At 59.2% G+C, this 25,618-nt stretch carries 28 protein-coding genes; 11 read left to right on the top strand and 17 right to left on the bottom strand.

Annotated elements, in window-relative coordinates:
- Window positions 1-22 precede the first annotated feature (22 nt).
- The 6 genes from AC3IUE_RS04450 to AC3IUE_RS04425 all read right to left on the bottom strand — a co-directional run bounded on the left by AC3IUE_RS04450 (window position 23) and on the right by AC3IUE_RS04425 (window position 3,419).
- Window positions 23-262 (bottom strand): BolA family protein, encoded by a 240-nt coding sequence (locus tag AC3IUE_RS04450; protein WP_007912386.1) that lies wholly within the window; start codon window positions 260-262, stop codon window positions 23-25.
- Window positions 263-375: 113 nt separating this feature from the next.
- Entirely contained in the window at window positions 376-681 is a 306-nt protein-coding gene (locus AC3IUE_RS04445; protein WP_056742963.1) for an STAS domain-containing protein, read from the bottom strand.
- Entirely contained in the window at window positions 678-1,334 is a 657-nt protein-coding gene (locus AC3IUE_RS04440) for an MlaC/ttg2D family ABC transporter substrate-binding protein (RefSeq protein ID WP_489265781.1), read from the bottom strand. Before AC3IUE_RS04440 ends, AC3IUE_RS04445 begins: the two co-directional genes overlap by 4 nt.
- Window positions 1,335-1,345: 11 nt before the next feature.
- Entirely contained in the window at window positions 1,346-1,813 is a 468-nt protein-coding gene (gene mlaD / locus AC3IUE_RS04435) for an outer membrane lipid asymmetry maintenance protein MlaD (protein ID WP_046045861.1), read from the bottom strand.
- On the bottom strand, window positions 1,813-2,610 hold the full coding sequence (mlaE, locus tag AC3IUE_RS04430; protein ID WP_008150745.1) for a lipid asymmetry maintenance ABC transporter permease subunit MlaE: 798 nt from the start codon (window positions 2,608-2,610) through the stop codon (window positions 1,813-1,815). The genes mlaD and mlaE overlap by 1 nt, the downstream gene beginning before the upstream one ends.
- Window positions 2,610-3,419, bottom strand: coding sequence for an ATP-binding cassette domain-containing protein (locus AC3IUE_RS04425; protein WP_056742959.1), 810 nt, complete (start codon window positions 3,417-3,419; stop codon window positions 2,610-2,612). Before AC3IUE_RS04425 ends, mlaE begins: the two co-directional genes overlap by 1 nt.
- Window positions 3,420-3,695: 276 nt before the next feature.
- On the opposite strand from AC3IUE_RS04425, the gene AC3IUE_RS04420 reads away from it, so the two are divergent.
- The 10 genes from AC3IUE_RS04420 to AC3IUE_RS04375 all read left to right on the top strand — a co-directional run bounded on the left by AC3IUE_RS04420 (window position 3,696) and on the right by AC3IUE_RS04375 (window position 10,723).
- On the top strand, window positions 3,696-4,670 hold the full coding sequence (locus AC3IUE_RS04420) for a KpsF/GutQ family sugar-phosphate isomerase (protein WP_008150750.1): 975 nt from the start codon (window positions 3,696-3,698) through the stop codon (window positions 4,668-4,670).
- The gene (locus tag AC3IUE_RS04415; protein WP_489265778.1) at window positions 4,670-5,194 is read left to right on the top strand and encodes a KdsC family phosphatase; all 525 of its coding nucleotides are present in this window, start codon (window positions 4,670-4,672) and stop codon (window positions 5,192-5,194) included. Before AC3IUE_RS04420 ends, AC3IUE_RS04415 begins: the two co-directional genes overlap by 1 nt.
- Window positions 5,195-5,201: 7 nt before the next feature.
- On the top strand, window positions 5,202-5,774 hold the full coding sequence (gene lptC, locus AC3IUE_RS04410) for an LPS export ABC transporter periplasmic protein LptC (RefSeq protein WP_056742955.1): 573 nt from the start codon (window positions 5,202-5,204) through the stop codon (window positions 5,772-5,774).
- A complete protein-coding gene (lptA, locus tag AC3IUE_RS04405; protein WP_056742953.1) occupies window positions 5,761-6,309 on the top strand; it encodes a lipopolysaccharide transport periplasmic protein LptA in 549 nt (182 codons plus the stop codon). The genes lptC and lptA overlap by 14 nt, the downstream gene beginning before the upstream one ends.
- The gene (lptB, locus tag AC3IUE_RS04400) at window positions 6,309-7,034 is read left to right on the top strand and encodes an LPS export ABC transporter ATP-binding protein (RefSeq protein WP_033057997.1); all 726 of its coding nucleotides are present in this window, start codon (window positions 6,309-6,311) and stop codon (window positions 7,032-7,034) included. The genes lptA and lptB overlap by 1 nt, the downstream gene beginning before the upstream one ends.
- A 184-nt stretch (window positions 7,035-7,218) precedes the next feature.
- The gene (locus tag AC3IUE_RS04395) at window positions 7,219-8,712 is read left to right on the top strand and encodes an RNA polymerase factor sigma-54 (RefSeq protein WP_489265775.1); all 1,494 of its coding nucleotides are present in this window, start codon (window positions 7,219-7,221) and stop codon (window positions 8,710-8,712) included.
- Between the two features lie 74 nt (window positions 8,713-8,786).
- Window positions 8,787-9,095 carry a ribosome hibernation-promoting factor, HPF/YfiA family gene (gene hpf / locus AC3IUE_RS04390; protein ID WP_007941242.1) on the top strand — a complete coding sequence of 103 codons (309 nt, stop codon included), beginning with the start codon at window positions 8,787-8,789 and terminating at the stop codon, window positions 9,093-9,095.
- 12 nt (window positions 9,096-9,107) lie between these two features.
- Window positions 9,108-9,572: a PTS IIA-like nitrogen regulatory protein PtsN gene (gene ptsN, locus AC3IUE_RS04385; RefSeq protein ID WP_489265772.1), complete on the top strand. Its 465-nt coding sequence runs from the start codon at window positions 9,108-9,110 to the stop codon at window positions 9,570-9,572.
- A 2-nt stretch (window positions 9,573-9,574) separates the two neighbouring features.
- Window positions 9,575-10,432, top strand: coding sequence for an RNase adapter RapZ (gene rapZ / locus AC3IUE_RS04380; protein ID WP_046052884.1), 858 nt, complete (start codon window positions 9,575-9,577; stop codon window positions 10,430-10,432).
- Window positions 10,433-10,447: 15 nt separating this feature from the next.
- Window positions 10,448-10,723: an HPr family phosphocarrier protein gene (locus tag AC3IUE_RS04375; RefSeq protein WP_033058002.1), complete on the top strand. Its 276-nt coding sequence runs from the start codon at window positions 10,448-10,450 to the stop codon at window positions 10,721-10,723.
- 171 nt (window positions 10,724-10,894) lie between these two features.
- Here AC3IUE_RS04375 and AC3IUE_RS04370 read toward each other — a convergent pair whose 3' ends face one another.
- The 6 genes from AC3IUE_RS04370 to pmbA form a co-directional block, all read right to left on the bottom strand.
- Window positions 10,895-11,788 (bottom strand): ZIP family metal transporter, encoded by an 894-nt coding sequence (locus tag AC3IUE_RS04370; RefSeq protein ID WP_489265770.1) that lies wholly within the window; start codon window positions 11,786-11,788, stop codon window positions 10,895-10,897.
- 30 nt (window positions 11,789-11,818) lie between these two features.
- A complete protein-coding gene (locus tag AC3IUE_RS04365; RefSeq protein ID WP_489265768.1) occupies window positions 11,819-12,430 on the bottom strand; it encodes a superoxide dismutase in 612 nt (203 codons plus the stop codon).
- 1 nt (window position 12,431) lies between these two features.
- A complete protein-coding gene (locus AC3IUE_RS04360; protein WP_056742946.1) occupies window positions 12,432-12,860 on the bottom strand; it encodes a DUF2753 family protein in 429 nt (142 codons plus the stop codon).
- Between the two features lie 27 nt (window positions 12,861-12,887).
- On the bottom strand, window positions 12,888-14,264 hold the full coding sequence (locus tag AC3IUE_RS04355; protein ID WP_489265766.1) for a class II fumarate hydratase: 1,377 nt from the start codon (window positions 14,262-14,264) through the stop codon (window positions 12,888-12,890).
- Window positions 14,245-14,652: a hypothetical protein gene (locus AC3IUE_RS04350; protein WP_056742943.1), complete on the bottom strand. Its 408-nt coding sequence runs from the start codon at window positions 14,650-14,652 to the stop codon at window positions 14,245-14,247. The genes AC3IUE_RS04355 and AC3IUE_RS04350 overlap by 20 nt, the downstream gene beginning before the upstream one ends.
- 249 nt (window positions 14,653-14,901) lie before the next feature.
- Window positions 14,902-16,248, bottom strand: a complete 1,347-nt coding sequence (gene pmbA / locus AC3IUE_RS04345; RefSeq protein ID WP_046045848.1) for a metalloprotease PmbA — start codon at window positions 16,246-16,248, stop codon at window positions 14,902-14,904.
- Between the two features lie 108 nt (window positions 16,249-16,356).
- Between pmbA and yjgA the strand changes: the two genes are divergently transcribed.
- A complete protein-coding gene (yjgA, locus tag AC3IUE_RS04340; RefSeq protein WP_033058015.1) occupies window positions 16,357-16,881 on the top strand; it encodes a ribosome biogenesis factor YjgA in 525 nt (174 codons plus the stop codon).
- Window positions 16,882-16,929: 48 nt separating this feature from the next.
- Here yjgA and tldD read toward each other — a convergent pair whose 3' ends face one another.
- The 5 genes from tldD to AC3IUE_RS04315 form a co-directional block, all read right to left on the bottom strand.
- Entirely contained in the window at window positions 16,930-18,372 is a 1,443-nt protein-coding gene (gene tldD / locus AC3IUE_RS04335) for a metalloprotease TldD (RefSeq protein WP_461996977.1), read from the bottom strand.
- 18 nt (window positions 18,373-18,390) lie between these two features.
- Window positions 18,391-19,239, bottom strand: a complete 849-nt coding sequence (locus AC3IUE_RS04330) for a carbon-nitrogen hydrolase family protein (RefSeq protein WP_489265763.1) — start codon at window positions 19,237-19,239, stop codon at window positions 18,391-18,393.
- A 234-nt stretch (window positions 19,240-19,473) separates the two neighbouring features.
- A complete protein-coding gene (locus AC3IUE_RS04325; protein ID WP_489265761.1) occupies window positions 19,474-23,277 on the bottom strand; it encodes a YhdP family protein in 3,804 nt (1,267 codons plus the stop codon).
- A 75-nt stretch (window positions 23,278-23,352) separates the two neighbouring features.
- On the bottom strand, window positions 23,353-24,810 hold the full coding sequence (gene rng / locus AC3IUE_RS04320) for a ribonuclease G (RefSeq protein ID WP_033058026.1): 1,458 nt from the start codon (window positions 24,808-24,810) through the stop codon (window positions 23,353-23,355).
- Between the two features lie 57 nt (window positions 24,811-24,867).
- Window positions 24,868-25,464, bottom strand: a complete 597-nt coding sequence (locus AC3IUE_RS04315) for a Maf family protein (RefSeq protein WP_489265759.1) — start codon at window positions 25,462-25,464, stop codon at window positions 24,868-24,870.
- Window positions 25,465-25,618: the final 154 nt, after the last annotated feature.

Below are 25,618 nucleotides of genomic sequence, written 5' to 3'. Positions count from 1 at the left end.
AAGAATCTCGACGCCCTTGGGCTCAGGTGCGCTCGGCCCAGGCCGCGCTGCTGAAAAATTTCATAGTGACCGCATGGATGCTGCCATCGGTGATCCATGGGTTCAAATGGGCATAGATCTGCTGCTGACGCTTCACCGGGCTCAACGCCGCCAGTTCATCGCTAATCACGTTCAGCTGAAAGTTGCAGCCTTCGCCCTCGACTTCTACTAGGGTTCCTGGCAGCTTTCCTTCAAGGAAGCTCTTCACTTCTACGGCCTGCATGCTCAACCTCAATCGGCGCCCTGTGCGCGCGGGTCGGACATCATACAAAAAAGCCCCGCGCCTGCGAACCCCGCGAAGCAGGACTCTGACGGGGGGCTTCTTAATAGATGCGGTTAGGGATGCGCCAACAGCTCGGTCAATTCGCTGACCTGAGCGATTTCGCGCATGTCTTCTGGCATCCCACGGATGCTCAACGCCTTGCCGGCCGACTCTGCATCACGCATGAAGCACAGCAGCAGCGACAAGCCGACACTGCTGGACTTCAACACTGCCGAGCAATCGACCACCAGTGCAGCGGCCTTGCTGGATTTGATCAGCGCCTGCCCCTGCTTACGCAAACCGGGGCCAGTGCGGTAATCCAGCATGCCGCTAAGCGTCAGCTCGCCGGATTCGCTCATGCGAATGGCCGACACACTCATTGAGCTTTTGTCTCGGTTGTTTGCTTCTGACTGGCTTCCTTGGCTTTGGCGACTTCCCCGGCCCAACCATTGATGGTCTTGTCCAGGTCGTTGCCATTGCGCTGCATCGCATCAGCGAACTGATCACGGAACAGCTTGCCGATGTTAATGCCGTTGATGATCACGTTGCGCAGTTTCCACTCGCCATTGATCTTTTCGAGTGTGTAAGACACAGGATAGATCGCGCCGTTGGCGCCTTTGACCGTCATGGCAACGCTTGTACGATCTCCCGACTCATCCTTGGCAGGGTCGACGACGATCCCCTGATTGTTGTATTCGAGCAAAGCGTTGCCATAGAACTGGAACAGACCCTTTTTGAAGTTTTCTTCAAAGGTCTTCATTTGCGCAGGCGTGGCTTTGCGCGAGTATTTGACCGTCATGATGCTCTTGGAAATGCCCTCGGCATCCACAACAGGTCCGACGATCGTGTCCAGCGCGGTATAAAAGTCTTTCGGATCCTGCTTGTACTTCTCTTTATTGGTCGCCAGATCGGCAAGTAACCGATTGGTGGTGTCCTGTACCAGTTCGTGCGCGGAAGGCGCCGCCACGGCGTTAGCCATCAACGGCAGGGCCGCGAGCAATACCAACAGGCCACGTCGCAAGGTAGAGATCATTTAAAAGCTCCTCATTTAGCGTCTTTACTAACGGTATTGAGCAGAAACTTACCGATCAGGTCTTCGAGTACCAGCGACGACTGCGTGTCGTGGATGGTTCCACCATCCTTGAGCAAGCCTTCTTCGCCGCCCACGCTGAGACCGATGTACTTCTCGCCCAACAGTCCAGCGGTCAGGATAGATGCAGTGGAGTCAGTCGGCAGGTTATCTACGCGCTTTTCCAGCTGCATGGTTACTCGACCGGTGAAACTGTCGCGATCCAGATCGATCGCCGTAACCTTGCCGATGGTCACACCGGCCATGGTCACTTTAGCTCTGACAGTCAAACCGGCGATATTGTCGAAATACGCATAAAGTTTATAAGTGTCGGTGGTTGCGCTCGGGGACAGGCCACTTACCCGCAACGCCAGCAACAGCAAAGCCAGGATGCCAGCCAGCAAGAAAAGGCCGACACCGATTTCCAGGGTGCGGTTTTGCATCAGAAATCTCCAAACATCAAGGCGGTCAGAATAAAGTCCAGGCCGAGTACAGCCAAAGAGGCATACACCACGGTCTTGGTAGTGGCACGACTGATCCCCTCGGAAGTGGGCTCGCAGTCATAGCCTTGGAATACGGCAATCCAGGTCACGACAAAGGCGAAAACGATGCTTTTGATGATGCCGTTGAGCACATCGTCTGCAAAGGTCACGCTGTTCTGCATGTTGGACCAGTAGGAACCTTCATAGACACCCAGCCAGTCGACGGCCACCCACGAACCACCCCAGATGCCCACCACGCTGAAGATCATTGCCAGCACGGGAAGGGAAATGAAGCCGGCCCACAGGCGCGGGGCAATGATGTACTTGAGCGGGTCGACGCCAATCATTTCCAGACTGGACAACTGCTCGGTGGACTTCATGTTGCCGATTTCGGCAGTCAATGCCGAACCGGCGCGCCCGGCGAACAACAATGCCGTGACCACGGGGCCCAGTTCGCGCAACAGCGTCAGCGCAACCATCTGGCCGACCGCCTGCTCCGAACCATAGCTGGATAGAATATTGAAGCCTTGCAGCGCCAGCACCATGCCGATGAATACCCCGGAGACCACGATGATCACCAGGGACATTACGCCCACCGAATGCAGTTGCTTGATCAGCAAGCCAAAACCGCCGCCAATGCCGCCACGGCCAAGCAAGGCATGAAACAGGAATATCGCCGAACGGCCGAACACCCCCAGCACGTCAATGCCAGAGTGGCCGAACCGGCGAACCCGTTCTATTAGTGAAATCTTGCGCATCAACGCTGCCCCAGAAGATCTGCGCGGTAATCCGTCGCTGGAAAGTGATAGGCGACCGGACCGTCAGGCTCGCCTGTCATGAATTGACGGATGCGTGGCTCCTGCGAGTTCATCAGCTCCTCGGGAGTGCCCTGCCCCAACACCTGGCCTTCGCCGACGACATAGATGTAATCGGCAATGCTCGCGGTCTCGGCCAGGTCGTGGGAGACCACGATACTGGTGATGCCCAGCGCATCGTTGAGCAGCCGGATCAGACGCACCAGCACACCCATGGCGATGGGGTCCTGGCCGACAAAAGGCTCGTCATACATGAGGATCTGCGGATCGAGGGCGATCGCCCGGGCCAGCGCGACGCGACGTTTCATGCCGCCGGACAACTCGTCAGGCATCAGGTCGATGGCGCCACGCAAGCCCACGGCCTGCAATTTGAGCAGGACAATGTCCCGGATCATTTCTTCCGGCAGTTCGGTATGAACGCGTAGCGGAAAGGCGACGTTCTCGAACACATCGAGATCGGTGAACAGTGCGCCACTCTGAAACAGCACGCCCATGTGCTTTCGCGCATCGAACAGATCACTGCGCGACAGTTTCGGCAGGTTCTGTCCATTGACCCAGACTTCGCCTTTGGTGGGCCGCAACTGTGCGCCCATCAACCGCAACAGCGTAGTCTTGCCACACCCGGAAGGCCCCATGATGCCGGTGACCTTGCCGCGCGGGATGCGTATATCGACGTTATTGAAAATGCTGCGCGTTCCGCGCTTGAAGGACAGTCCCTTCAGCTCGACCGCGTAGGCTTTATCGGCACTCATCTAAACTCCTTGCGATGCAGCCTCTCACTCGGACGCCTGACTTTCTGGCGAAAGCACATACCTCCCGGGCAGGCCGAACTGGCGGCGAACTATATCACCGCAATGGCCAAGCGCCCAAGGCCCAAGCCAGGCCATGTTCAGCAACATGACGGGGTAAAAGCTTATATTTAAGGGTATTCGGTAACCGGCAATGACAAAGCGCGACGAACTTGCGTGAGGGTTTTGATCATTACCGCTATAATCGCCGCCTTTTCATCAGGCTATACGATTTCTGACATGAGCCAATCCAGCGACCTGATTCAATCAGCACAACGCACCATCCGCCTCGAACTGGAAGCCGTACAAGGCTTGTTGCCCCGTATCGACGCAGATTTCGTACGCGCTTGCGAGATGATTCTGGCCAGCAAAGGCCGCGTAGTCGTGGTCGGCATGGGCAAATCCGGGCACATCGGCAACAAGATCGCCGCCACCCTGGCCAGCACCGGCACCACGGCCTTTTTCGTGCACCCGGCCGAAGCCAGCCACGGCGATATGGGCATGATCACCCGCGACGACATCATCCTGGCACTGTCAAACTCCGGCTCCACCAATGAAATCGTCACCCTGCTGCCGCTGATCAAGCGCCTGGGTATTCAATTGATCAGCATGACCGGCAACCCTGACTCACCGCTGGCGAAGGCTGCCGAAGTCAACCTCAACGTGCACGTCGAGCACGAAGCCTGCCCGCTAAACCTGGCACCGACCTCGTCGACCACTGCCGCGCTGGTCATGGGCGACGCCCTGGCCGTTGCGCTGCTGGAAGCCCGCGGTTTTACCGCTGAAGATTTCGCCTTTTCCCACCCCGGCGGCGCGCTTGGCCGACGCCTGCTGCTGAAAGTGGAAACCGTCATGCACGCCGGCGCAGAGCTGCCCCAGGTGCAACGTGGCACGCTACTCAAGGACGCCTTGATGGAAATGACCCGCAAGGGCCTGGGCATGACCGCGATTGTGGAGGCCGACGGCAAACTGGCCGGGATCTTCACCGACGGAGACTTGCGCCGCACCCTTGACCGGACCATCGACATCCACCATACGACCATCGACGAGGTCATGACTGTTCATGGCAAGACCGCCCGAGCCGATATGCTGGCAGCCGAAGCCCTGAAAATCATGGAAGACCATCGAATCAACGCGCTGGTAGTGGTGGACAAGGAGGACCGTCCGATCGGCGCCTTCAACCTGTCCGATCTGCTGCGCGCAGGAGTAATGTGATGAGCACCGACCTGCTGCAACGCGGCAAGAACATCAAACTGGCGGTTTTCGACGTCGATGGCGTACTGACCGACGGATGCCTGTACTTCCTCGAAGACGGCAGCGAATTCAAGACGTTCAACACCCTCGACGGCCAAGGCATCAAGATGTTGATGGCAGCCGGTGTGCAGACCGCTATCATCAGCGGCCGCAAGACCCCGGTGGTCGAGCGACGAGCGAAGAACCTCGGTATTCCACACGTGTACCAGGGGCGCGAAGACAAACTGGTGGTGCTCGACGAACTTCTTGCCCAACTCAACCTAAGCTATGAGCAAGTTGCCTATCTCGGCGACGACCTGCCGGACCTGCCGGTGATTCGCCGCGTCGGCCTGGGCATGGCGGTGGCAAACGCTGCCAGTTTCGTCCGTGAACACGCCCACGGCATCACCCAGGCCCGCGGTGGCGAGGGTGCCGCTCGAGAATTCTGCGAATTGATCCTGCGCGCGCAGGGCCGCCTTGATGCGGCAAACGCCGCGTACCTGTGAGCCAACTATGCTGAGCAAAAAGATTCGCAAATTCCTGGTGTTCGGTTGCATCGCAGCGATATTCGCGGCGGTCGGCTACTGGAACATCAGCCCGGAACGCTTCCTCGACCAGCCGGTGGCAAAGATCGATGAAACCGCGATCGACTATTACGCGATCAACGCCCACAGCGTGCAATACCTGCCGGACGGCAAACTGCAATACGAAATGACGTCCGACAAGGTTGAACACCTGAAAGCCACCGAAGTGACGCTGTTGACCAATCCCGACCTGAACATGTTCCGCGGCACCGAGTTTCCGTGGCATATCCAGAGCGAGCACGGCGAAGTGAATCCCGACGGCACCCAGGTCGAACTGATTGACTCGGTGCGCATCACGCGCTTCGACGAGAAAAACCGCAAGACCCTGATTACCAGCACCCGCATGACAGTGTTCCCGCAGCAGCAATATGCGCAAACCGAGCAACCCGTTAGAATCGACGGCGCTGGTGGTGTGTCGACTGGCAAGGGAATGAAAGCGTATTTGAAAGAAAGCAGGATACACCTGCTATCTAACGTAAGAGGACAGTATGAGGCTCGTTAAAACCCTCCCTATTTTGCTCGGTCTGAGCGCAGCACTGGGAAGCGTGAGCGCCTGGGCTCTGCCGACCGATCAAGCGCAGCCTATCCGCATCCAGGCCGACGACGCCCAGCTGGACGACAAGAATGGCATTGCCACCTATAAAGGTGACGTGATCATCACTCAGGGCTCGATGATCGTTAAAGGCAATACTGTGACCATCACCCGCACCCCGACCGGCGACATCGACGTGGTGACTTCGGTGGGCAACCTCGCCTATTTCGAGCAACTGCAAACCCAGGGCGACACCAAGCCTGTTCAGGGCTGGGGAGTGACTATTCAGTACCACGCCTCGCAAAACCGCGTTGTGCTGATCGACAAGGCGAAAGTCATCGACAAGGACAACAACGTCACCCAAGGCGAGAAAATCGTCTACGACACGGTCAAAAAGCTTGCGAGCGCCGGTCGTGCGACGGGCAACAAGGTCACCGAGTCGCGTCCGCGCATCGACATGGTGATCCAGCCGAAGAAGAAAACCGACGAGCAAAAGGCCCAGTAATGGCAACTCTGAAAGCTCAGCATCTGGCCAAGAGCTACAAGAGCCGCCAGGTCGTGCGTGACGTCAGCCTGTCGATCGACAGCGGTCAGATCGTCGGCCTGCTGGGTCCCAACGGCGCCGGCAAGACCACCTGCTTTTACATGATTGTCGGTCTGGTACAGGCCGATCAGGGCCGCGTACTGATTGACGACATGGATGTCAGCCACCAGCCTATGCACGGTCGTGCGAAGGCCGGCATCGGCTATCTTCCGCAAGAAGCATCGATCTTCCGCAAACTCTCGGTAGCCGACAACATCATGGCGATCCTCGAGACCCGCAAGGAACTCGACAAGGCCGGTCGTCGCAAAGAGCTGGAAAGCCTGCTGCAGGAATTCCATATCAGCCATATCCGCGACAACCTCGGGATGAGCCTGTCCGGTGGTGAACGCCGCCGTGTGGAAATAGCCCGGGCACTGGCCACCAACCCGAAATTCATCCTGCTCGACGAACCGTTCGCCGGCGTGGACCCGATTTCGGTGGGCGACATCAAACAGATCATCTATCACCTCAAGGCCAAGGGCATTGGTGTGCTGATCACTGACCACAACGTCCGTGAAACCCTGGATATCTGCGAAACCGCCTACATCGTCAACGATGGCCAGCTGATCGCCGAAGGTGACTCTGCCACCATCCTGGCCAACGACCTGGTCAAGGAAGTGTATCTGGGCCATGAGTTCCGCCTGTAAGCACTGAGGTGTCTGGCTGGTTGCCCGGGCGCTTGTCTCGATAAAAAATCAACATTTTTTTATTGTTACAGCGCTCTAGGCAAACGCTGCAGTTTCGGGCATATAATTTGCTTATGTTTGGCGCTCCGGCGCCCTGTAGTGGATGGCGCATGTGCGCCGGCGAATAAGGTGTTAAGCCCCTGCCATGAAACCATCGCTAGTCTTGAGAATGGGCCAGCAGCTGACGATGACACCGCAGCTGCAACAGGCCATCCGCCTGCTCCAATTGTCGACCCTGGACCTGCAACAGGAAATCCAGGAGGCCCTGGAGTCCAATCCGATGCTCGAACGCCAGGAAGAAGGCGACGACTTCGATAACGCCGACCCCTTGGCCGACAAAGCCGAACAGCAACCCAACGTCGACATTCAGGAACCCTCCTACCAGGAAACCGCCCCGACGGTTGATAACCTCGAGGAAGGCGACTGGAACGAACGCATCCCCAACGAACTGCCCGTCGATACTGCGTGGGAAGACGTCTACCAGACCAGCGCCAGCAGCCTGCCCAGCAACGATGATGACGAGTGGGACTTCACCACCCGTACATCGGCCGGCGAAAGCCTGCAAAGCCACCTGCTGTGGCAACTGAATCTGGCACCGATGTCCGACACTGATCGCCTGATCGCCGTGACCCTGATCGACTGCATCAACAATCAGGGCTACCTGGACGAAACCCTCGAGGAGATTCTCGAAGCCTTCGACCCGGAACTGGACATCGAACTGGACGAAATCGAAGCCGTCCTGCACCGCATCCAGCAATTCGAACCCGCTGGCATCGGTGCCCGCAACCTGGGCGAATGCCTGCTGCTGCAATTGCGTCAGTTGCCCGCCAAGACGCCTTGGCTGGTCGAGGCCAAACGCCTGGTCAGCGATTACATCGACCTGCTCGGCAGCCGCGATTACAGCCAGCTGATGCGTCGCATGAAGCTCAAGGAAGACGAACTGCGCCAAGTGATTGAACTGGTGCAGAGCCTCAACCCGCGCCCAGGCTCGCAGATCGAGTCCAGCGAAGCCGAATACGTCGTTCCCGACGTGATCGTACGCAAGGACAACGAGCGCTGGCTGGTCGAGCTGAACCAGGAATCCGTGCCACGACTGCGGGTCAACGCTCAATACGCCGGTTTCGTGCGCCGCGCCGACACCAGCGCCGACAACACCTTCATGCGCAATCAGTTGCAAGAGGCCCGCTGGTTCATCAAGAGCCTGCAAAGCCGCAACGAAACCCTGATGAAAGTAGCCACTCAGATCGTCGAGCATCAGCGCGGTTTTCTTGAATACGGCGACGAAGCCATGAAACCGCTGGTCCTGCATGACATCGCCGAAGCGGTGGGCATGCACGAGTCGACGATTTCACGGGTGACCACGCAGAAATTCATGCATACCCCTCGGGGCATATATGAACTGAAATACTTTTTCTCCAGCCACGTCAGCACCTCCGAGGGCGGTGAATGCTCGTCGACGGCGATCCGCGCGATCATCAAAAAACTGGTTGCCGCGGAAAATCAGAAAAAGCCGTTGAGTGACAGCAAGATCGCTGGTTTACTGGAGGCACAAGGCATTCAGGTGGCTCGCCGCACCGTCGCCAAGTACCGCGAATCCCTCGGGATCGCGCCTTCGAGCGAACGTAAGCGGTTGATGTAGAGCCACGCCACAGCGTTCCAGTGGCAGGCATTTCTGCCTGCCGCTTTATGCACTGGCAACGAAGGAGAAGCTGTATGCAAGTCAACATCAGTGGACACCAACTGGAAGTGACCGAACCTCTTCGCACCTACATCGGCGAAAAACTCGAACGATTAGAGAGGCATTTCGACAAAATCACCAACGTGCAAGTCACGATGACGGTCGAAAAGCTCAAGCAGAAAATCGAAGCCACGCTGCATATTCCCGGCAATGAAGTGGTCGCAAACGCGGAGCATACCGATATGTACGCGGCGATCGACGCACTGACCGACAAGCTGGATAAACAACTCAAAAAGCATAAGGAAAAGACCCAAAGCCTCCTCCAGGGCGCGACCGGTCGTTAACACTCCCAACCCATGATCCGACTTGAAAGCATCCTGACCCCCGGCCGTTCCCTCGTGAACGTGCCGGGCGGCAGTAAAAAGAAAGCCCTTGAGCAAATTGCCAACCTTATCCACAAAGAAGTGCCGGATCTGGAGATGCAAGATGTCTTCGAGGCTCTGATTGCCCGTGAAAAACTCGGCTCAACCGGTTTTGGCAACGGCATCGCCATTCCCCACTGCCGCCTGAAGGGCTGCACCTCGCCCATCAGCGCCCTGATGCACCTTGATGCACCCATTGATTTCGACGCCATCGACGGTGCCCCGGTTGACCTGCTGTTCATTCTGCTGGTCCCGGAAGCCGCTACCGATGCGCACCTGGAGTTACTGCGCCAGATCGCCAGCATGCTCGACCGCAAGGAAGTGCGCGAAAAACTGCGCAGCGCCCCGAGCAATGAAGCCTTGTATCAGGTTGTCCTGGACGAGCAAAACGGTCATTAATCATGCGCTTGATCATCGTCAGTGGCCGCTCCGGCTCAGGTAAAAGTACCGCACTCGATGTTCTCGAGGACAACGGCTACTACTGCATCGACAACCTGCCCGCCGGCCTGCTGCCGGAACTGGCCGAACGCGCGTTGATTCACACCGAACTGGCACAACCGCTGGTTGCCGTATCCATCGATGCGCGCAACTTGCCGAGTCACCTGTCGCGGTTTCCCGAACTACTGGAAGAAGTGCGCAGCCGGCATATCCAGTGTGATGTGCTTTATCTGGACGCCGACGAAGAAACCTTGCTTAAACGTTTCTCGGAAACCCGCCGTCGTCACCCGCTAAGCAATGCCAATCGCTCGCTGGCCGAAGCCATCGACGATGAGACCGCCCTGCTCGGGCCGATTGCCGACCTCGCCGATCTCAAAGTAAACACCACCAACCTGAACCTGTATCAGCTGCGAGACACCATCAAGCTGCGCCTGCTGAACCAGCCGGAACCCGGTACGGCGTTCCTGGTGGAGTCTTTCGGCTTCAAGCGTGGCATGCCGGTGGACGCTGATCTGGTGTTCGACGTGCGCTGCCTGCCGAACCCTTACTGGAAGCCAGAGTTGCGCGATCAGTCCGGGCTCGACCAACCGGTTGCCGAGTACCTGGCGGCACAGCCGGACGTCGAAGAGATGTTCCAGGACATATCCACCTACTTGTTCAAGTGGCTACCACGCTTTGCCGCCAGCAACCGCGCTTATGTCACCATTGCCATTGGTTGCACCGGCGGCCATCACCGCTCCGTCTACCTGACCGAACGTCTGGGCCAGGCCCTGCAAAAATCCCTGAAGAACGTCCAGGTTCGCCACCGCGACCTCAGCTAAAGGATTCACACCGCGATGCCTGCTCTGGAAATTGAAATCATCAACAAGCTGGGCCTGCATGCCCGCGCTTCTGCAAAATTCGTTGGCGTCGCCGGTGAGTTCAAGGATTGCACGATCAGAGTAGGACGCACGCCGGAATCCACGGTCGACGGAAAAAGCATCATGGCAATGATGATGCTCGCTGCGGGCAAGGGCACCAAAATCCACCTGAGCACCGAAGGTGAACAGGCTGATGAGGCGCTGCAGGCATTGGTGAATTTGATCAATGACTACTTCGGCGAAGGCGAATAACAACTCGCCCCTGTAGCAGCTGCCGAAGGCTGCGTTCGGCTGCGTAGCAGTCGTAAAATTGGGCTCTGCGGTATGTCAGGCAGACCGTGTGAGCAGGGTTCACGACTGCTACGCAGCCGAACGCAGCCGAACGCAGGCTTCGCCAGCTGCTACAAAGATCGTGTTCAGCCGTTAAGCCAACGCTGTATCCATCACCATCATCAAGCAAAACCCGATCAGCAACCCAAGACTTGCAAGCTTGTCGTGACCATTGCGGCGCGACTCGGGAATGACTTCATGGGTGACCACCAGCAACATTGCCCCGGCCGCCAGCGCCAACCCCAAGGGCAACAACAATTCGGCCAGGCTCACTAGCCAGGCGCACAACAACGCGAAGACCGGCTCGACCAGACCTGACGCAGCACCCATCAGGAACGCCTTGACCCGCGACATCCCTGCCCCGGCCAATACCAGCGCGATCACCAGACCTTCCGGCACATCCTGCAAGGCAATGCCCATGGCCAGGCTATCGGCGTCGGGCATGCCACCCCCCGCCGACACACCGACCGCCATGCCTTCGGGGATGTTGTGGGCAATGATCGCAAACACAAACAACCAGATCCGCGGCGGGATGACCGCTCGCTCCAGCGTGCCTACGAGCATTTCCGGCGACGCACCTGACACCTTGCGATCAACCAGGAACAATCCGAACGCACCCAGCATGATGCCGAAACTGATCAGTCCGCTGGCCGCCCAAGGCGTCAGCCCCAGGTATTCAGCGGCAGAGATCCCCGGAACGATCAACGAAAACGCTGTCGCCGCGAGCATCACCCCAGCCCCGAAGCCGAGCAGCGTATCGCTGACCGCCTGAGGCATCCGTCGAATCACCAGCACGGGCACCGCACCCAACGCTGTGCCCAGAGCGCAGATCGCCCCGCCTTGCAGCGCGCGCAGCAGTTTCGGCTCGAGGTCCAGCCACGCCAAGCCTTGGGCAACCAATAACGTCATGCCTGCCAGCAGTAACAGCGATCCGAATGCGTAACGAAACACTCGTCCACTTCCGATCGCCAGTGTTTCAGTGCCCATAGCCAGCCTTGGATTGTTTTTGCAGAAGTCTTAAACCAGTGCAGCCTGATAGCGCGTAGCGACTTCAGGCCAATTGATCACGTTGTAAAACGCGTTGATGTATTCCGGGCGACGGTTCTGGTATTGCAGGTAATACGCGTGCTCCCAGACATCCAGGCCGAGGATTGGCGTATTGCCGTTCATCAATGGACTGTCCTGATTGCCGCTGCTTTCAACGACCAGCGTCTTTTGCGGCGTCACACTGAGCCACGCCCAGCCGCTGCCGAAACGAGTCAGCGCGGCTTTGGTGAAGGCTTCCTTGAAACTGCTCAGGCCGCCCAGTTGCTCATCGATCGCCTCAGCCAAGGAGCCGTCAGGATTGCCGCCGCCGTTGGGGGCCATCACTTCCCAGAACAGCGAATGGTTGGCATGCCCGCCGCCCTGATTGATCACCGCCGCGCGCAGCTTCTCCGGCAGTTGCTGGACAGCTGACACCAGTTTCTCCACCGGCCACTCGGCAAACTCGGTGCCTTCCACCGCAGCGTTGAGGTTGTTGATATAGGTCTGGTGGTGCTTGGTGTAGTGGATTTCCATGGTCTGCGCATCGATGTGCGGTTCCAGGGCGTCGTAGGCGTAGGGCAAGGCAGGCAAGGTAAAAGCCATTTCAATGAACTCCATGATGTAGGGGCGCAGGCGAGGCGGCATCGATGTGCAGCAGACGATGGGTGCGCGGATATTCGCCGTGTTCGCTGATGAAATTCAGCAGCTCGACGTAGGTCTTGCTGCTCTGGCGCAACGCTGCTTCACGCAGGGCCGGCGCCAGTCGTGGGTCCTGCATGGTCTGCAACAATCGCTGATGGATGGCGCACAGGTACTCGGCGCTCTCCTCAGGCTGGTTCAGACGCAAATGCAGATCCGCCAGGTTGTGGTGGGAAATCACGCAGGCCGCCACCGCTTCGTCGGCATCCGCCCAGCGCTCGAACAACACCTGGGCCAGGGCCAATGCCTGCAAGTAAGCCTCGCGGGCATCGACGTATTCGCCCAGCATGAAACAACGATTTGCCCGTTCGATCGTGCGTTTCCAGTGTTCCATGGTGAGCCTCCAAAGCGGTTGAGGTGGTTACACGCCGCCTGCGGTGAGTTTTTCCGGGTCCAGCAAAACCTCAAGCTGGCTGCGGGTCAGGTCGGTGTGTTCGAGAGCGACATCGATCACCGGACGGCCCTGTTGATAGGCCTTCTTGGCGATCTCCGCGGCTTTTTGGTAACCAATGATCGGGTTGAGTGCGGTGACAAGGATCGGGTTACGCGACAGCACTTCCTTAAGCCTGGCTTCGTTGACCTTGAAGCTGGCGATGGCCTTTTCACCCAGCAGAAGGCTGGAGTTGGCCAGCAACTCGATGCTGCTCAGCAGGTTCTGGGCGATGATCGGCAGCATCACATTCAGCTCAAAATTGCCCGACTGACCGGCGATAGTGATAACCGTGTCATTGCCGATGACCTGAGCGGCGACCATGGCGGTCGCTTCCGGGATCACCGGGTTGACCTTGCCAGGCATGATCGAAGAACCCGGCTGCAAGGCTTCGAGTTCGATTTCACCAAGACCGGCCAGCGGGCCGGAGTTCATCCAGCGCAGGTCGTTGGCGATTTTCATCAGCGAAACGGCCGTGGCCTTGAGCTGGCCGGAAACACTGACCGCCGTGTCCTGAGAGCCGATCAGCGCAAACAGATCCTCGCCCGGTTTGAATTGCACTTGGGTCAGCTTGCTCATCTGCTCACTGAAACGCGCCGCGAATTGCGGATGGGCGTTGATTCCGGTGCCCACTGCCGTGCCGCCCTGAGCCAGGGATTGCAGACTCGGCAGCAGATCCTGCAGATGACCGATGTTGGCCTTGAGCTGCTGCGCCCAACCGTTGAGCACCTGGCTCATGCGCACCGGCATGGCGTCCATCAAGTGAGTGCGACCGGTTTTGACGTGGTGATGAACCTCTTCGGCCTTGCGTTCGATCACCTGAACCAGACGCACCAGCGCCGGCAACAATTGCTCGTGCAACGCCAACGCCACACTGACGTGGATGGTGGTCGGGATGATGTCGTTGCTGCTTTGGCCGCAATTGACGTGATCGTTGGGGTTCACCGGCTCGCCGAGCAGGCGGCTGGCCAAGGTGGCGATCACTTCGTTGGCGTTCATGTTCGAACTGGTGCCGGAACCGGTCTGGAAGATATCCACCGGAAAATGCTGCATGAAGTCGCTTTGGAGCAGACCCACCGCCGCATCGACAATGGCTGTGCCCTGGGATTCGCTGATTTGTTCGAGCTCGATGTTGGCTCGGGCAGCGGCGGCCTTGGCCAGGATCAGCGCGCGAATGAACTGCACGGGCATCGGTTTGCCGCTGATGGGGAAGTTATCCACTGCTCGTTGAGTCTGTGCGCCGTAGAGGGCGTCCACTGGGACTTGAAGCTCACCCATGCTGTCGCGCTCAATACGAGTCTTGTTCATCAGAAAATCCTTGCACCAGTTCTATGAGAGGAATCGAGGGCTGCAACTCGCAGGTCGCCAGTTGCCAGGTGTAGCTTTGCCAGCGCTTGAGGCGGCATTTGCACAGAGAGAGGCGTTCGAGTTCGCGCAATGGGCGCCAGGCCTGGTCCAGGCAGTAGGTGCGCCAGTGCCAGGGCAGCGCGACATCGGCGGCGGTGTCGAGCAACAGACGGAAAGAAGTTTCGGCGATGGTCCAGGGAGAGGTTGCCGTGCAACAGGCGAGATACCGACCTTCGGCCAGGTAATGTTCGATCAGGCGAGGCTCATCGGGGGCCATCGCGCAACGGATCTGGCGACTCATCCAGCGCCAGCTTTCGAGGTAAGGCTGCTCGTGCAAGGCAGAACTCATGATCCGGGCTCATTCGGTAATGAGATTTATTATTAGATGATAATGAGAACCAAAACAACCCCAGCGGAGTGTGCAAGAACTATTGTGGGAGCGAGCCTGCTCGCGAAGGCGGATTTACATCCAACATTTATTTCGACTGACACGACGTCTTCGCGAGCAGGCTCGCTCCCACAGGGGACCGCGTTAGACTCGAAAAAAAGGCGCGCCACCCAGTGGGTGGCGCGCCTTTTTTTGTACAGCTGCCGGGGTTTAGCTACCCGCGACCGTCATCCGCTCGATCAGCACCGAACCTGTACGAATGTTGCTGCGCAGTTCCAGGTCATTACCGACCGCAACGATCTGTTTGAACATGTCACGCATGTTGCCGGCGATGGTCACTTCCTGGACCGCAAACTGGATTTCGCCATTCTCGACCCAGTAACCCGCCGCGCCACGGGAGTAATCGCCGGTGACCATGTTCAGGCCCTGACCCATCAATTCAGTCACCAGCAGGCCACGACCCATGCGGCGCAGCAAGGCCGCCTGGTCTTCGTCGCCATGGGTGACGAACAGGTTGTGCACGCCACCAGCGTTGGCAGTGCTCGGCATCCCGAGTTTACGGCCCGAGTACGTGCCGAGAATGTACGAGACCAACTCGCCTTTTTCGACGAACGGTTTGGCGTAAGTGGCCAGACCATCGCCATCGAACGCCGAACTGCCCATGGCGCGCATCAGGTGCGGACGCTCATCAATGGTCAGCCATTCCGGGAACAGTTTCTGCCCCAGGGTGCCTTCAAGGAACGAGGATTTGCGATACAGGCTGCCGCCGGAAATCGCCGAAAGGAAACTGCCGAACAAACCACCGGCCAGTTCCGCGGAAAACAGCACCGGCACTTCGCAGGTCGGCACCGGACGCGCGCCCAAACGACTCGCCGCCCGTTGCGCGGCACGCTGGCCGATGCTCTCCGGAGAGGCCAGCAAATTGCCCTGACGGTTCACGTCGTACCAGTAATCGCGCTGCATCTGGCCGTCGGCCTCGGCGATCATCACGCAGCTCAGGCTGTGCCGGGTCGACGCGTAACCACCGATAAAACCGTGGCTGTTGCCGTAAACACGGCAGCCCTGATGGGTGCTGAGGGTGGTGCCGTCGGCGTTCTTGATCCGGCTGTCGGTGGCAAACGCCGCCGCTTCACAGGCCAGGGCCTGCTCGATGGCTTGCTCCGGAGTGATGTCCCATTGGTGGAACAGGTCGAAATCCTGCAGATCCTTGGCCATCAGCGCCGCATCCGCCAGACCCGAGGCTTCGTCTTCAGAGGTGTGTTTGGCGATGGCCAGCGCCGCAGCGACGGTTTCGCGAATGGCTTCAGGACCGCTGGCGGACGTGCTGGCCGAGCCTTTGCGCTGGCCAACGTACAAGGTGATGCCGAAGCCCTGATCGCGGTTGAATTCGACGGTTTCGACTTCACGCTGACGCACCGAGGTGGACAGGCCCTGCTCCAGGGACACCGCCACTTCACAGGCACTGGCACCCTGGCGCTTGGCTTCAGCGATGATCTGCTCGACTTGTTCTTGCAGTGCCGGCAACGCTTGTGGGCCGACGCTTTCAACTGCACTCATGCTGTTCTCCACTCAAATTCTGCTTTCGGCTGGGGCCTTCGAGCGACCGGGCCGGACAAGCGGCCCCCGACTGGTTATCATGGCGGCGTTTCTTTGCGGACGGCCACCATGGTTGATTCTTACGACGACTCCCTCGATACGGGAGAAAAAAGCAAATCCCAGGTTAAACGCGAGCTTCATGCTCTGGTTGACCTTGGCGAGCGCCTTACAACACTCAAGCCTGACTTGCTGGCAAAACTGCCGTTGACCGACGCTATGCGCCGGGCCCTGGCCGATGCGCCCAAGCACACCGCGAATATCGCGCGTAAACGGCACCTTATGTTCATCGGCAAACTGATGCGCGATCAGGACACTGACGCCATTCTGACTCTGCTCGATCAACTCGATGCCTCCACTCGGCAGTACAACGAACGTTTCCATGGCCTGGAACGCTGGCGCGATCGCTTGATCGCGGGCGACGATGCGGTCCTGGAGAAGTTCGTGGTCGACTACCCGGAGGCTGATCGTCAGCAATTGCGCTCCCTGATCCGTCAGGCCCAGCACGAACTGGCGACCAACAAGCCACCGGCATCGAGCCGTAAAATCTTCAAGTACATCCGTGAGCTGGACGAGACTCAACGCGGTCTGCGTTAAGTCCCGAATCGGGTGAGTTGCCTCGCAACTCACCCGAAGCTCCATCCTTTACGATCCTGTGCCACCCACAGTGATCGCATCGATTTTCAGCGTTGGCTGGCCGACACCCACCGGCACCGACTGCCCATCCTTGCCACACGTCCCCACGCCGCTGTCCAGCGCCAGATCGTTACCGACCATCGACACCTTGCTCATGGCCTCCGGCCCGTTGCCGATCAACGTCGCGCCTTTGACCGGGGCCGTGATTTTGCCGTCTTCGATCAGGTACGCCTCGCTGGTGGAGAACACGAATTTGCCGCTGGTGATGTCCACCTGACCACCGCCGAGGTTGGCGCAGTAAATACCGCGCTTCACCGAGGCGATGATTTCTGCCGGGTCGCTTTCGCCCGCCAGCATGTAGGTGTTGGTCATGCGCGGCATCGGCAGGTGCGCATAGGATTCGCGACGACCGTTACCGGTACGGGCCACGCCCATCAGACGGGCGTTGAGTTTGTCCTGCATGTAGCCTTTGAGTACGCCGTTTTCGATCAGCGTCGTGCACTCGGTCGGGGTGCCTTCATCATCGACGCTCAGGGAACCGCGACGACCGGCCAGCGTGCCGTCATCGACGATGGTGCAAAGCTTGGACGCAACCATCTGGCCCATGCGCCCGCTGTAGGCCGAACTGCCCTTGCGGTTGAAGTCGCCTTCCAGACCGTGGCCGACCGCTTCGTGCAGCAACACACCGGACCAGCCCGAACCCAGCACCACCGGCAACGTACCGGCCGGAGCAGGAATGGCTTCCAGATTCACCAACGCCTGACGCAGCGCTTCACGGGCGTAGCTCATGGCACGGTCATCGCTGAGGAAATAACGGTAATCGGTACGACCGCCACCGCCATGACCGCCACGCTCACGGCGACCGTTCTGCTCGACGATCACGCTGACGTTAAAGCGCACCAACGGCCGTACATCGGCTGCCAGGCCGCCGTCGGTGGAAGCGACGAGGATTCGCTCCCAGACGCCAGCCATGCTCACGGTGACTTGCTGGATACGCGGGTCGAGGGCGCGAGTCGCAACGTCGATACGCTTGAGCAGTTCGACCTTCTCGGCACGGGTCATCACTTCCAACGGATTGTCCGGCCCGTACAACTGGGCGACATCCTGAGTCGTGAACGCTTGCACCGTGCCGTTCTGACCGGCGCGGGAGATCGAACGTGCGGCACGGGCCGCGGCGCCGAGGGCTTCGAGGGTAATGGCATTGCTGTAGGCAAAACCGGTTTTCTCACCCGATTGCGCGCGCACGCCGACACCTTGGTCGAGGTTGAAGCTGCCTTCCTTGACGATCCCGTCTTCCAGCGCCCAGGACTCGGAAATCTGCCCCTGGAAATACAGGTCGGCGGCATCGATGCCCGGGCCGGCCAGATCGCCGAGCACACCTTGCAGGCTCTCGATCGTTACGCCGCCGGGCGCCAGGAGGTGTTCACTGACTGAGGACAACAACTCGCTCATATGCTTTACGCCTTAAATTCATCGTTCTGAGGCAGGTCGCCGGGCGCCCTGCGAGAAAAAGCGCCGGTGACTGGACACCGGCATCCGCGCCCTGATGGACGCCTGTTCGCTGCTATCGCGTTCGGCCAGCAGCACGGCCTCGCCTTGATCCTGTTGCGCCAGCACACGTCCCCACGGGTCGACAATCGCGGCATGGCCATAGGTTTCCCGTGGCCCCGGATGCGTCCCACCCTGGGCAGCCGCGAGCACATAACATTGAGTTTCGATGGCCCGCGCGCGAATCAATACCTCCCAATGCGCCGCGCCGGTCACCGCGGTAAAGGCCGACGGCGCGGTAATCAACTCCGCACCGGCAGCGCGTAATTCGCTGTACAGCTCCGGGAAGCGCAGGTCGTAACACACTGTCAGCCCGACTCGACCGACGGGCGTGTCCGCCACGACAACCCCACTGCCATAAGCATAGTCATCGGATTCGCGATAACGCCCGCGATTGTCCGCCACATCGACGTCGAAGAGGTGCAACTTGTCATACCGTGCAACGGTTTCGCCGCGGTCATCCACCAGCAGCGAGCAGGCATGCACTTTGGCCGTCGGTTGATCCACCGGCGGCAACGGCAACGTGCCGGCCACTATCCATAACTTGAGGTCGCGGGCGGTCTGTTTCAACCATGGCAGGATCGGGCCTTCGCCCAACGCCTCGGCGCGACCGATGTCGGCAATGTCGCGACGGCCCATGGCGGCGAAGTTTTCCGGCAGTACGGCAAGCTGCGCACCACTGGTCGCCGCTTGCTCGAGCAGCAGACGGGCCTGGGCCAGATTGGCCAGCACATCGCTCTGGCTGACCATTTGAATCACCGCTACAGACATGGCCTTTCCTTTTTGAAATCTGTACACCGACCTGTAGCAGCTGCCGAAGGCTGCGTCCGGCTGCGCAGCAGTCGTAAATCCGGGATACACGGTTTACATGAAAGACCGCGGTGTCTGATTTTACGACTGCTGCGCAGCCGGACGCAGGCTTCGCCAGCTGCTACAGGGGACCTGCGCCGCTATGTTTGGTCATGCTACTCCATCGGCCCCGGGCGTGGCTTTTCAAAAAGAAAGTCAAAAAGGCTTGTCGAAGGTGATTTTCGGCTCTTTCCACGGCCCCTTGACGGTGTATTGGACGCTGGCGAAACGCGCCACACGGTCACCGATGAGCTTATCGATCAGGAACAGCGCGCCGCCGATAGCCGGTGCACCGACGATCAGCGCGGCAATCGGCAGGTTGTTGGTCACAGGCAACGTCACCAGCAACTTGGCATCGACCTTATCGCCCACCAGGTCCAGCGTCCCGTTGAGTTCGATATTGCTCGACGGACCGGTCAGCCGGATCGGCTCACGCGTCACATATACGCCGTTGGTCCCGACCAGCAGGCCTTTGACCCGGTCGTAACTCAAGCCTTTGCCGAACAGGTCGGAGAAGTCCAGACGCAGCCGACGGCCGATGGAGTTGAAGTTCAGCAAGCCAAACACGCGCAACGCCTGGGCGCTGCCCTCAACTTCAACAAACTGGCCTTTATTCAGCGAAGCATCAAGGGTTCCAGAGAAGCGCTTGGTGGCCAGCCAGGCCGGCGAACCGGGCCAGCGACCATCGACATCCATATGAAAATCTTCACTGGTGACACTCGGTGCAAAGCCCCAGCCCTTCAGTACATCGGCGAGATTCTTGCCGCTGATCCGGCCCTTGTACCAACTGCTGCTGGAACCGGGCACACCGTCCCAACCGCCGCTGCCCTGCAGGAGAATGCCCTTGAGGCCCAGATCCAGCGTGGTAAACGCAATGCCCTTGGCGGTCGGACGGACTTTCAGATACCAGGCCCCGACGAGGTCTTGGCCCTGAAACAGCTGATTGATGGTGATATCCAGTGCCGGGATCTTCGTCGGATCCACCGAGGCCAGCGGATCGGGCGAGTTTTCGTCGGCCAGGACCTTCGGGTCTGGCGCCGGTAAACGCACGTATTGCAGATTGATCGCAATCGGCGCGGCTTTCGCATCGGGGATGCTGGCACTGCCCTTCACTTGCTGACTGTCGAGTTGCAAAGCCCACGCGGCAGGTTTGCGGTTCAACTGTACGGAAGCCTGATCGAGCGTAGTGCCGACACCGCTGAGCGTTCCAATCTTGAAATCCGCACTGCTGAGCAACTGTTTGGCGTTGCCGCCCGGATCCTGGCCGGCGTACTTGTCTACCAGGTCCTTCCAGGGGCCGACGTCCAGTTCCGATAGCACGCCGCGCACCCGCAGGCCTTTGGCGCCGGGTAGCACGGCATTACCGCCACCCAGGAACAACTCGCCACGACCGTCGGCAAAATTGCCGGGCGGTGCCGCAAACGTGAAGTTAGCCAGCTCACCGTAATTGACCCAGTAGCGCCGCTCCGCCCCCTGCAGGGTCATGCGGAACGTGGTGTCACGGCCGACGTCGGCCGCCATGCCGAACGGCGCCGGTAAATCGATTGCTACGCCCTTGAGGTTGGAGCTGACCGCCAATTGACTGTCGGCCCCATCAAGGTTCAATTGCAGCTGATAAGGGATCACACCGGACACTGGCAACGGCTGAGTCACACTCAGCCAGTCAGTCAGTTTCTTGACCTCGACCTGGCCCGAGGCGGCGACGCGAGTCTTGAGGTTGCCGGGGCCGCCATCGGCGAAAATCTGTGCGGTGACGGGTTTATCAAAAGCGCGCGCGGTGATGTTTTGCCCGCTCAAACCCTTGGTGCTGTCGAAACGGAAATCGCCCTTGAGCTGAGTCAGCTCCAGGGTTGGTTCGGCCAGTTTCAGACGGGCCTTGGCGGTCTTGAAGTCGACGAGGATCTTCGGCTGCTCGCCTTTGACCAGCGGAATATCCAGTTTCAGTTTGCCTTGCAGATCGCCTTCGCCTTCCCAACCGGCAAAGGTCGCTGCGGTGCCGATCGGCGCTTCCTGAAGAATCTTCAGGCCATCGCCCAACCCGCCAGCGAATCCTCCGTCGAGGAACAAATGGACGCTTTGCCCCGCTGGCACATGAGGAATATTGACGTAAACGTCGCTGACCTGGGTATCGAGCAACTGCCCCTTGCTGGCCAATATCCGCACACCGCTGTCTTCAACAAACACGTCACCCGTGACCTTGCTGACATGTGGCCAGCCTGGCTGGAAGGCCAGTTCGGCATCGTGAACCTTGAAGAACAGACTGATGCTGCGGGCAGTCTCGGCGGCCCCGTGGTTCAGCGAACCCTGGTACTGGAAGAAGCCTTCGTCCACCGCACCTTTGAGAATCGCCGTACGCAGCCATTCGTCCAGTCCCGGGCTGAGCATGGCCGGCAAGTACTTGGCGGTGTAGCGCCCGTCGCCGTCCACCAGACCGACCCGCAGGTCCATGTAGTCTTCCTGGGTGTGGTCGAAATGCAGGCGGATCAGGAAGTCGCCGGCAATCTTGCCCTCCTCGCCCAGCACCTTCAGGTACGGCGCGATCAAGGTGAAAGCGTCTTTATCGAGTTTCCAGGTCAGTCGGGCATTGGCCTGAATGTACTGCCATGGCTTGGCGAAGATCGGGTCCAGGTGCAGGGAAAAATCCTTGCTGTCCATGCGCAGCTCGCCACCACCCAGATCACCGCTGATGCTGCCACTGACATTTCGCGCCGCCGGAGCGCCGTGATAGGCATCGAAGCCGACCCGATCCAGGTTGGCGGCAAAGCTGAACTTGCTGTCGTCGGTGGCATTGGGCCGTAAGTCGATCAGCACGTTGCGCAGGCCGCCGGTCACTTTGAGGCGCTCGACGGCCGTAGCAACGCCTTCGGGCAGCGGCCCCAAGGCATTCAGTATCGGGGTGATCGGAGTGAGGTCGAAGCGGTCGGCTTGCAGATGCCAAAGCTCTTCAGTCTTGTCGGTCGCCTCGTTTTGCTTGAGTTGCAGATGCGATTCCCAGCGGGTCTCGCCAAGGTTCATGGCCAAGGAGTCCAGGGTCACCAGAACGCCTTCGGAACTACGCTGGAAATAGCCGTTCAACGCCAGATTGTTGATCTGGATCGGCTTGCGCTCGGCGTAGGCACCCTTGAGTTGCGGCGCATTCAAGCGTATCGCGGCGCTTTGCAGGGCGCCTTTGTCCCAGTTCACCCAGAGCTCGCCACCCGCCTTGATCTCGGAGAAATTCCATTGTTGGGTCAGGCGCTCAGGCAACCATTTTGACCAGTCGCTTTGCGGCAGGCTCAAATAAGCTTCGGCCTCGCCGTCCTTCCACTCGCTGGCACGCAGACGGGTGCGCAGACTCATGGCCACCGGCTGACCGTCGGGCAGGGTCAGACGAACGTCGAGTCGCTGACGCGACACTCCGGTTTTCAGATTCAGACCGACGTAAGTCAACGTCAGAGGCTGCTCTTGCAGTGGCTGCAAAGTGACCTGGCTATCGAGTACCGACAGTTGCTGAACCATCTGCATACGATTGAGCAATTGCTCAGGATCCAGCGGCTGATCCTGCTGCACCGGCAAACCTTCCAGCGCCCAAGTCCCGTCTTCGCCTTCCTTGAGGCTGATCTTCAGCCCGCTGAGTTCCAGGTGAGCGATGCGCACTTCGCGAGCCATCAGACTGGCCCAAAGATCCGGCACCGCGCGCACCTGATCCAGACGCAGGGCATTGGTGCCCTCGCCGACCATCACGTCGTGAGCCAGCATGATCGGCGCAAAGCCGCTCCAGTTACCTTCCAGTTCGCCGATATTCAGCGGCATACCCAAGGCAGCGCTGGCTTTGGCTTCGACTTCGGCACGGTACTCGGCCACCAGCGGGGCCAGCTCTCGGCCGAGGCTGACGTATAACGCCAACAACACCATCACCAACGCACACAGCCCCAGACCCCAGCGGGTCAGTGCGGCCAAAATGCGTGTCAGACGTTCCATGTCAGTTGGCTCCCATGGCAAAAACACTGCAAAAAGCTGAGGCCAGCCGTTCTAACAGGGTTGAAATACAGCGATTCAGAGCAGCACCACGTCGTATTGTTCCTGGGAATACATGGTTTCCACCTGAAACCGGATGGTGCGTCCGATAAAACCTTCGAGCTCGGCGACATTGCCCGATTCTTCATCGAGCAAACGGTCGACCACTTTCTGGTTTGCCAATACACGATAGCCTTCCGCCTGATAGGCGCGAGCCTCTCGGAGGATTTCGCGGAAAATCTCGTAGCAAACGGTTTCAGGCGTCTTGAGCTTGCCGCGGCCCTGACAGCTGCTGCACGGTTCGCACAGCACTTGTTCGAGACTTTCGCGGGTGCGCTTGCGAGTCATCTGCACCAGGCCCAACTCGGTGATGCCGATGATGTTGGTCTTGGCGTGATCGCGTTCCAGTTGTTTCTCGAGCGTGCGCAGCACCTGACGTTGGTGCTCTTCATCTTCCATGTCGATGAAGTCGATGATGATGATCCCGCCCAGGTTGCGCAGGCGCAGCTGACGAGCGATGGCGGTCGCGGCTTCGAGGTTGGTCTTGAAGATGGTTTCTTCGAGGTTGCGATGACCGACGAACGCCCCGGTGTTGACGTCGATGGTGCTCATGGCTTCCGCCGGATCGACCACCAGGTAACCGCCGGATTTCAGCGGGACTTTGCGCTCCAGCGCTTTCTGGATTTCGTCTTCAACGCCGTACAGGTCGAAGATCGGCCGTTCGCCAGGGTAATGCTCAAGACGATCGGCAATTTCCGGCATCAGCTCGGCAACGAACTGCGTGGTTTTCTGGAAGGTTTCCCGGGAGTCGATGCGGATCTTCTCGATCTTCGGGCTCACCAGGTCACGCAAGGTGCGCAGCGCCAGGCCTAGGTCTTCGTAGATCACACTCGGCGCGCTGATGGTTTTGATCTGCTCGTTGATCTGATCCCAGAGGCGACGCAGGTAGCGAATGTCCATGAGGATTTCATCGGCACCGGCACCTTCGGCAGCGGTACGCAAGATGAAGCCACCGGCCTCTTGAATGCCTTCTTTGGCCACGCAATCGGTGACCACTTGCTTGAGACGTTCACGCTCGGCTTCGTCTTCGATCTTCAACGAAATGCCAACGTGCGCGGTGCGCGGCATGTACACCAGATAACGCGATGGAATCGACAACTGAGTCGTCAGGCGTGCGCCTTTTGAGCCGATCGGGTCCTTGGTGACTTGCACCACCAGGCTCTGACCCTCGTGAACCAGGGCGCTGATGCTCTCGACCGCCGGACCTTCGCGCAGGGAGATTTCCGAGGCATGAATGAACGCGGCGCGGTCCAGACCAATGTCGACGAATGCCGCCTGCATGCCGGGCAATACCCGCACGACCTTGCCTTTATAGATATTGCCGACGATCCCGCGCTTTTGCGTGCGCTCGACGTGGACCTCTTGCAGAACACCGTTTTCAACCACCGCCACGCGCGATTCCATCGGCGTGATGTTGATCAGGATCTCTTCACTCATGGCAGGGTCTCGTTCAGGCATGTTCACGATAATGGCCGCATCTTGTCAGTACGACGCTCAACGCGCGTTAAGGGTTTGCCAACAGGGTATGCCGAAATGGCCAAGCAGCTCAGCGGTTTCGCACAGCGGTAACCCGACCACCGCCGAGTAACTGCCATTTATCCCGGCGACAAACACCGCGCCGAGCCCTTGAATGCCGTAGCCGCCGGCCTTGTCCTGCGGCTCGCCGCTGGCCCAGTAGGCCACCGCCTCATCGCGATTGATGTTGCGAAAACGCACCAGACTGCGCACCACCCGAGACTCGCAACGCTCGCCCTCTCGCACCGCAATCGCCGTCAGGACTTCATGTTCACACCCGGACAACATCATAAGCATGGCGCACGCCTCGGCTTCATCAACCGGCTTGCCGAGAATTTTTCCGTCCAGCACCACGGCGGTGTCGGCGCCCAGCACGCAAAAATCTGCGTCAGACACGACAGTCCCACGCCCGGCCTCGGCTTTGCCGCGCGCCAGGCGCTCGACATAGGCCGACGGGGATTCATTTTCTAAAGGGGTTTCATCGATGTCCGCGCTGATGGCGGAGAACGGCACGCCGATCTGCGTGAGCAGTTCACGCCGACGCGGCGAGCCTGAGGCGAGGTACAGCTGTTTCATCAAGACATCTCCCTTGTTTAGTGCCCCGTCTCACAAATACTGTTCCTTTTTGGCGGCGTCTGTTGTTGCCATACTGCGTTGCCGCTCCTCGCCATAGCCAGCTATGACTTGTCGCGGCGCCTTGCCTGGCAACAACAGCCACTCGCCAAAAAAG

It is taken from the genome of Pseudomonas sp. GL_093 (genome assembly GCF_057837605.1).
Note: the sequence above shows the minus strand (reverse complement) of the source record. Positions and strands in the feature narration are given on the sequence as shown.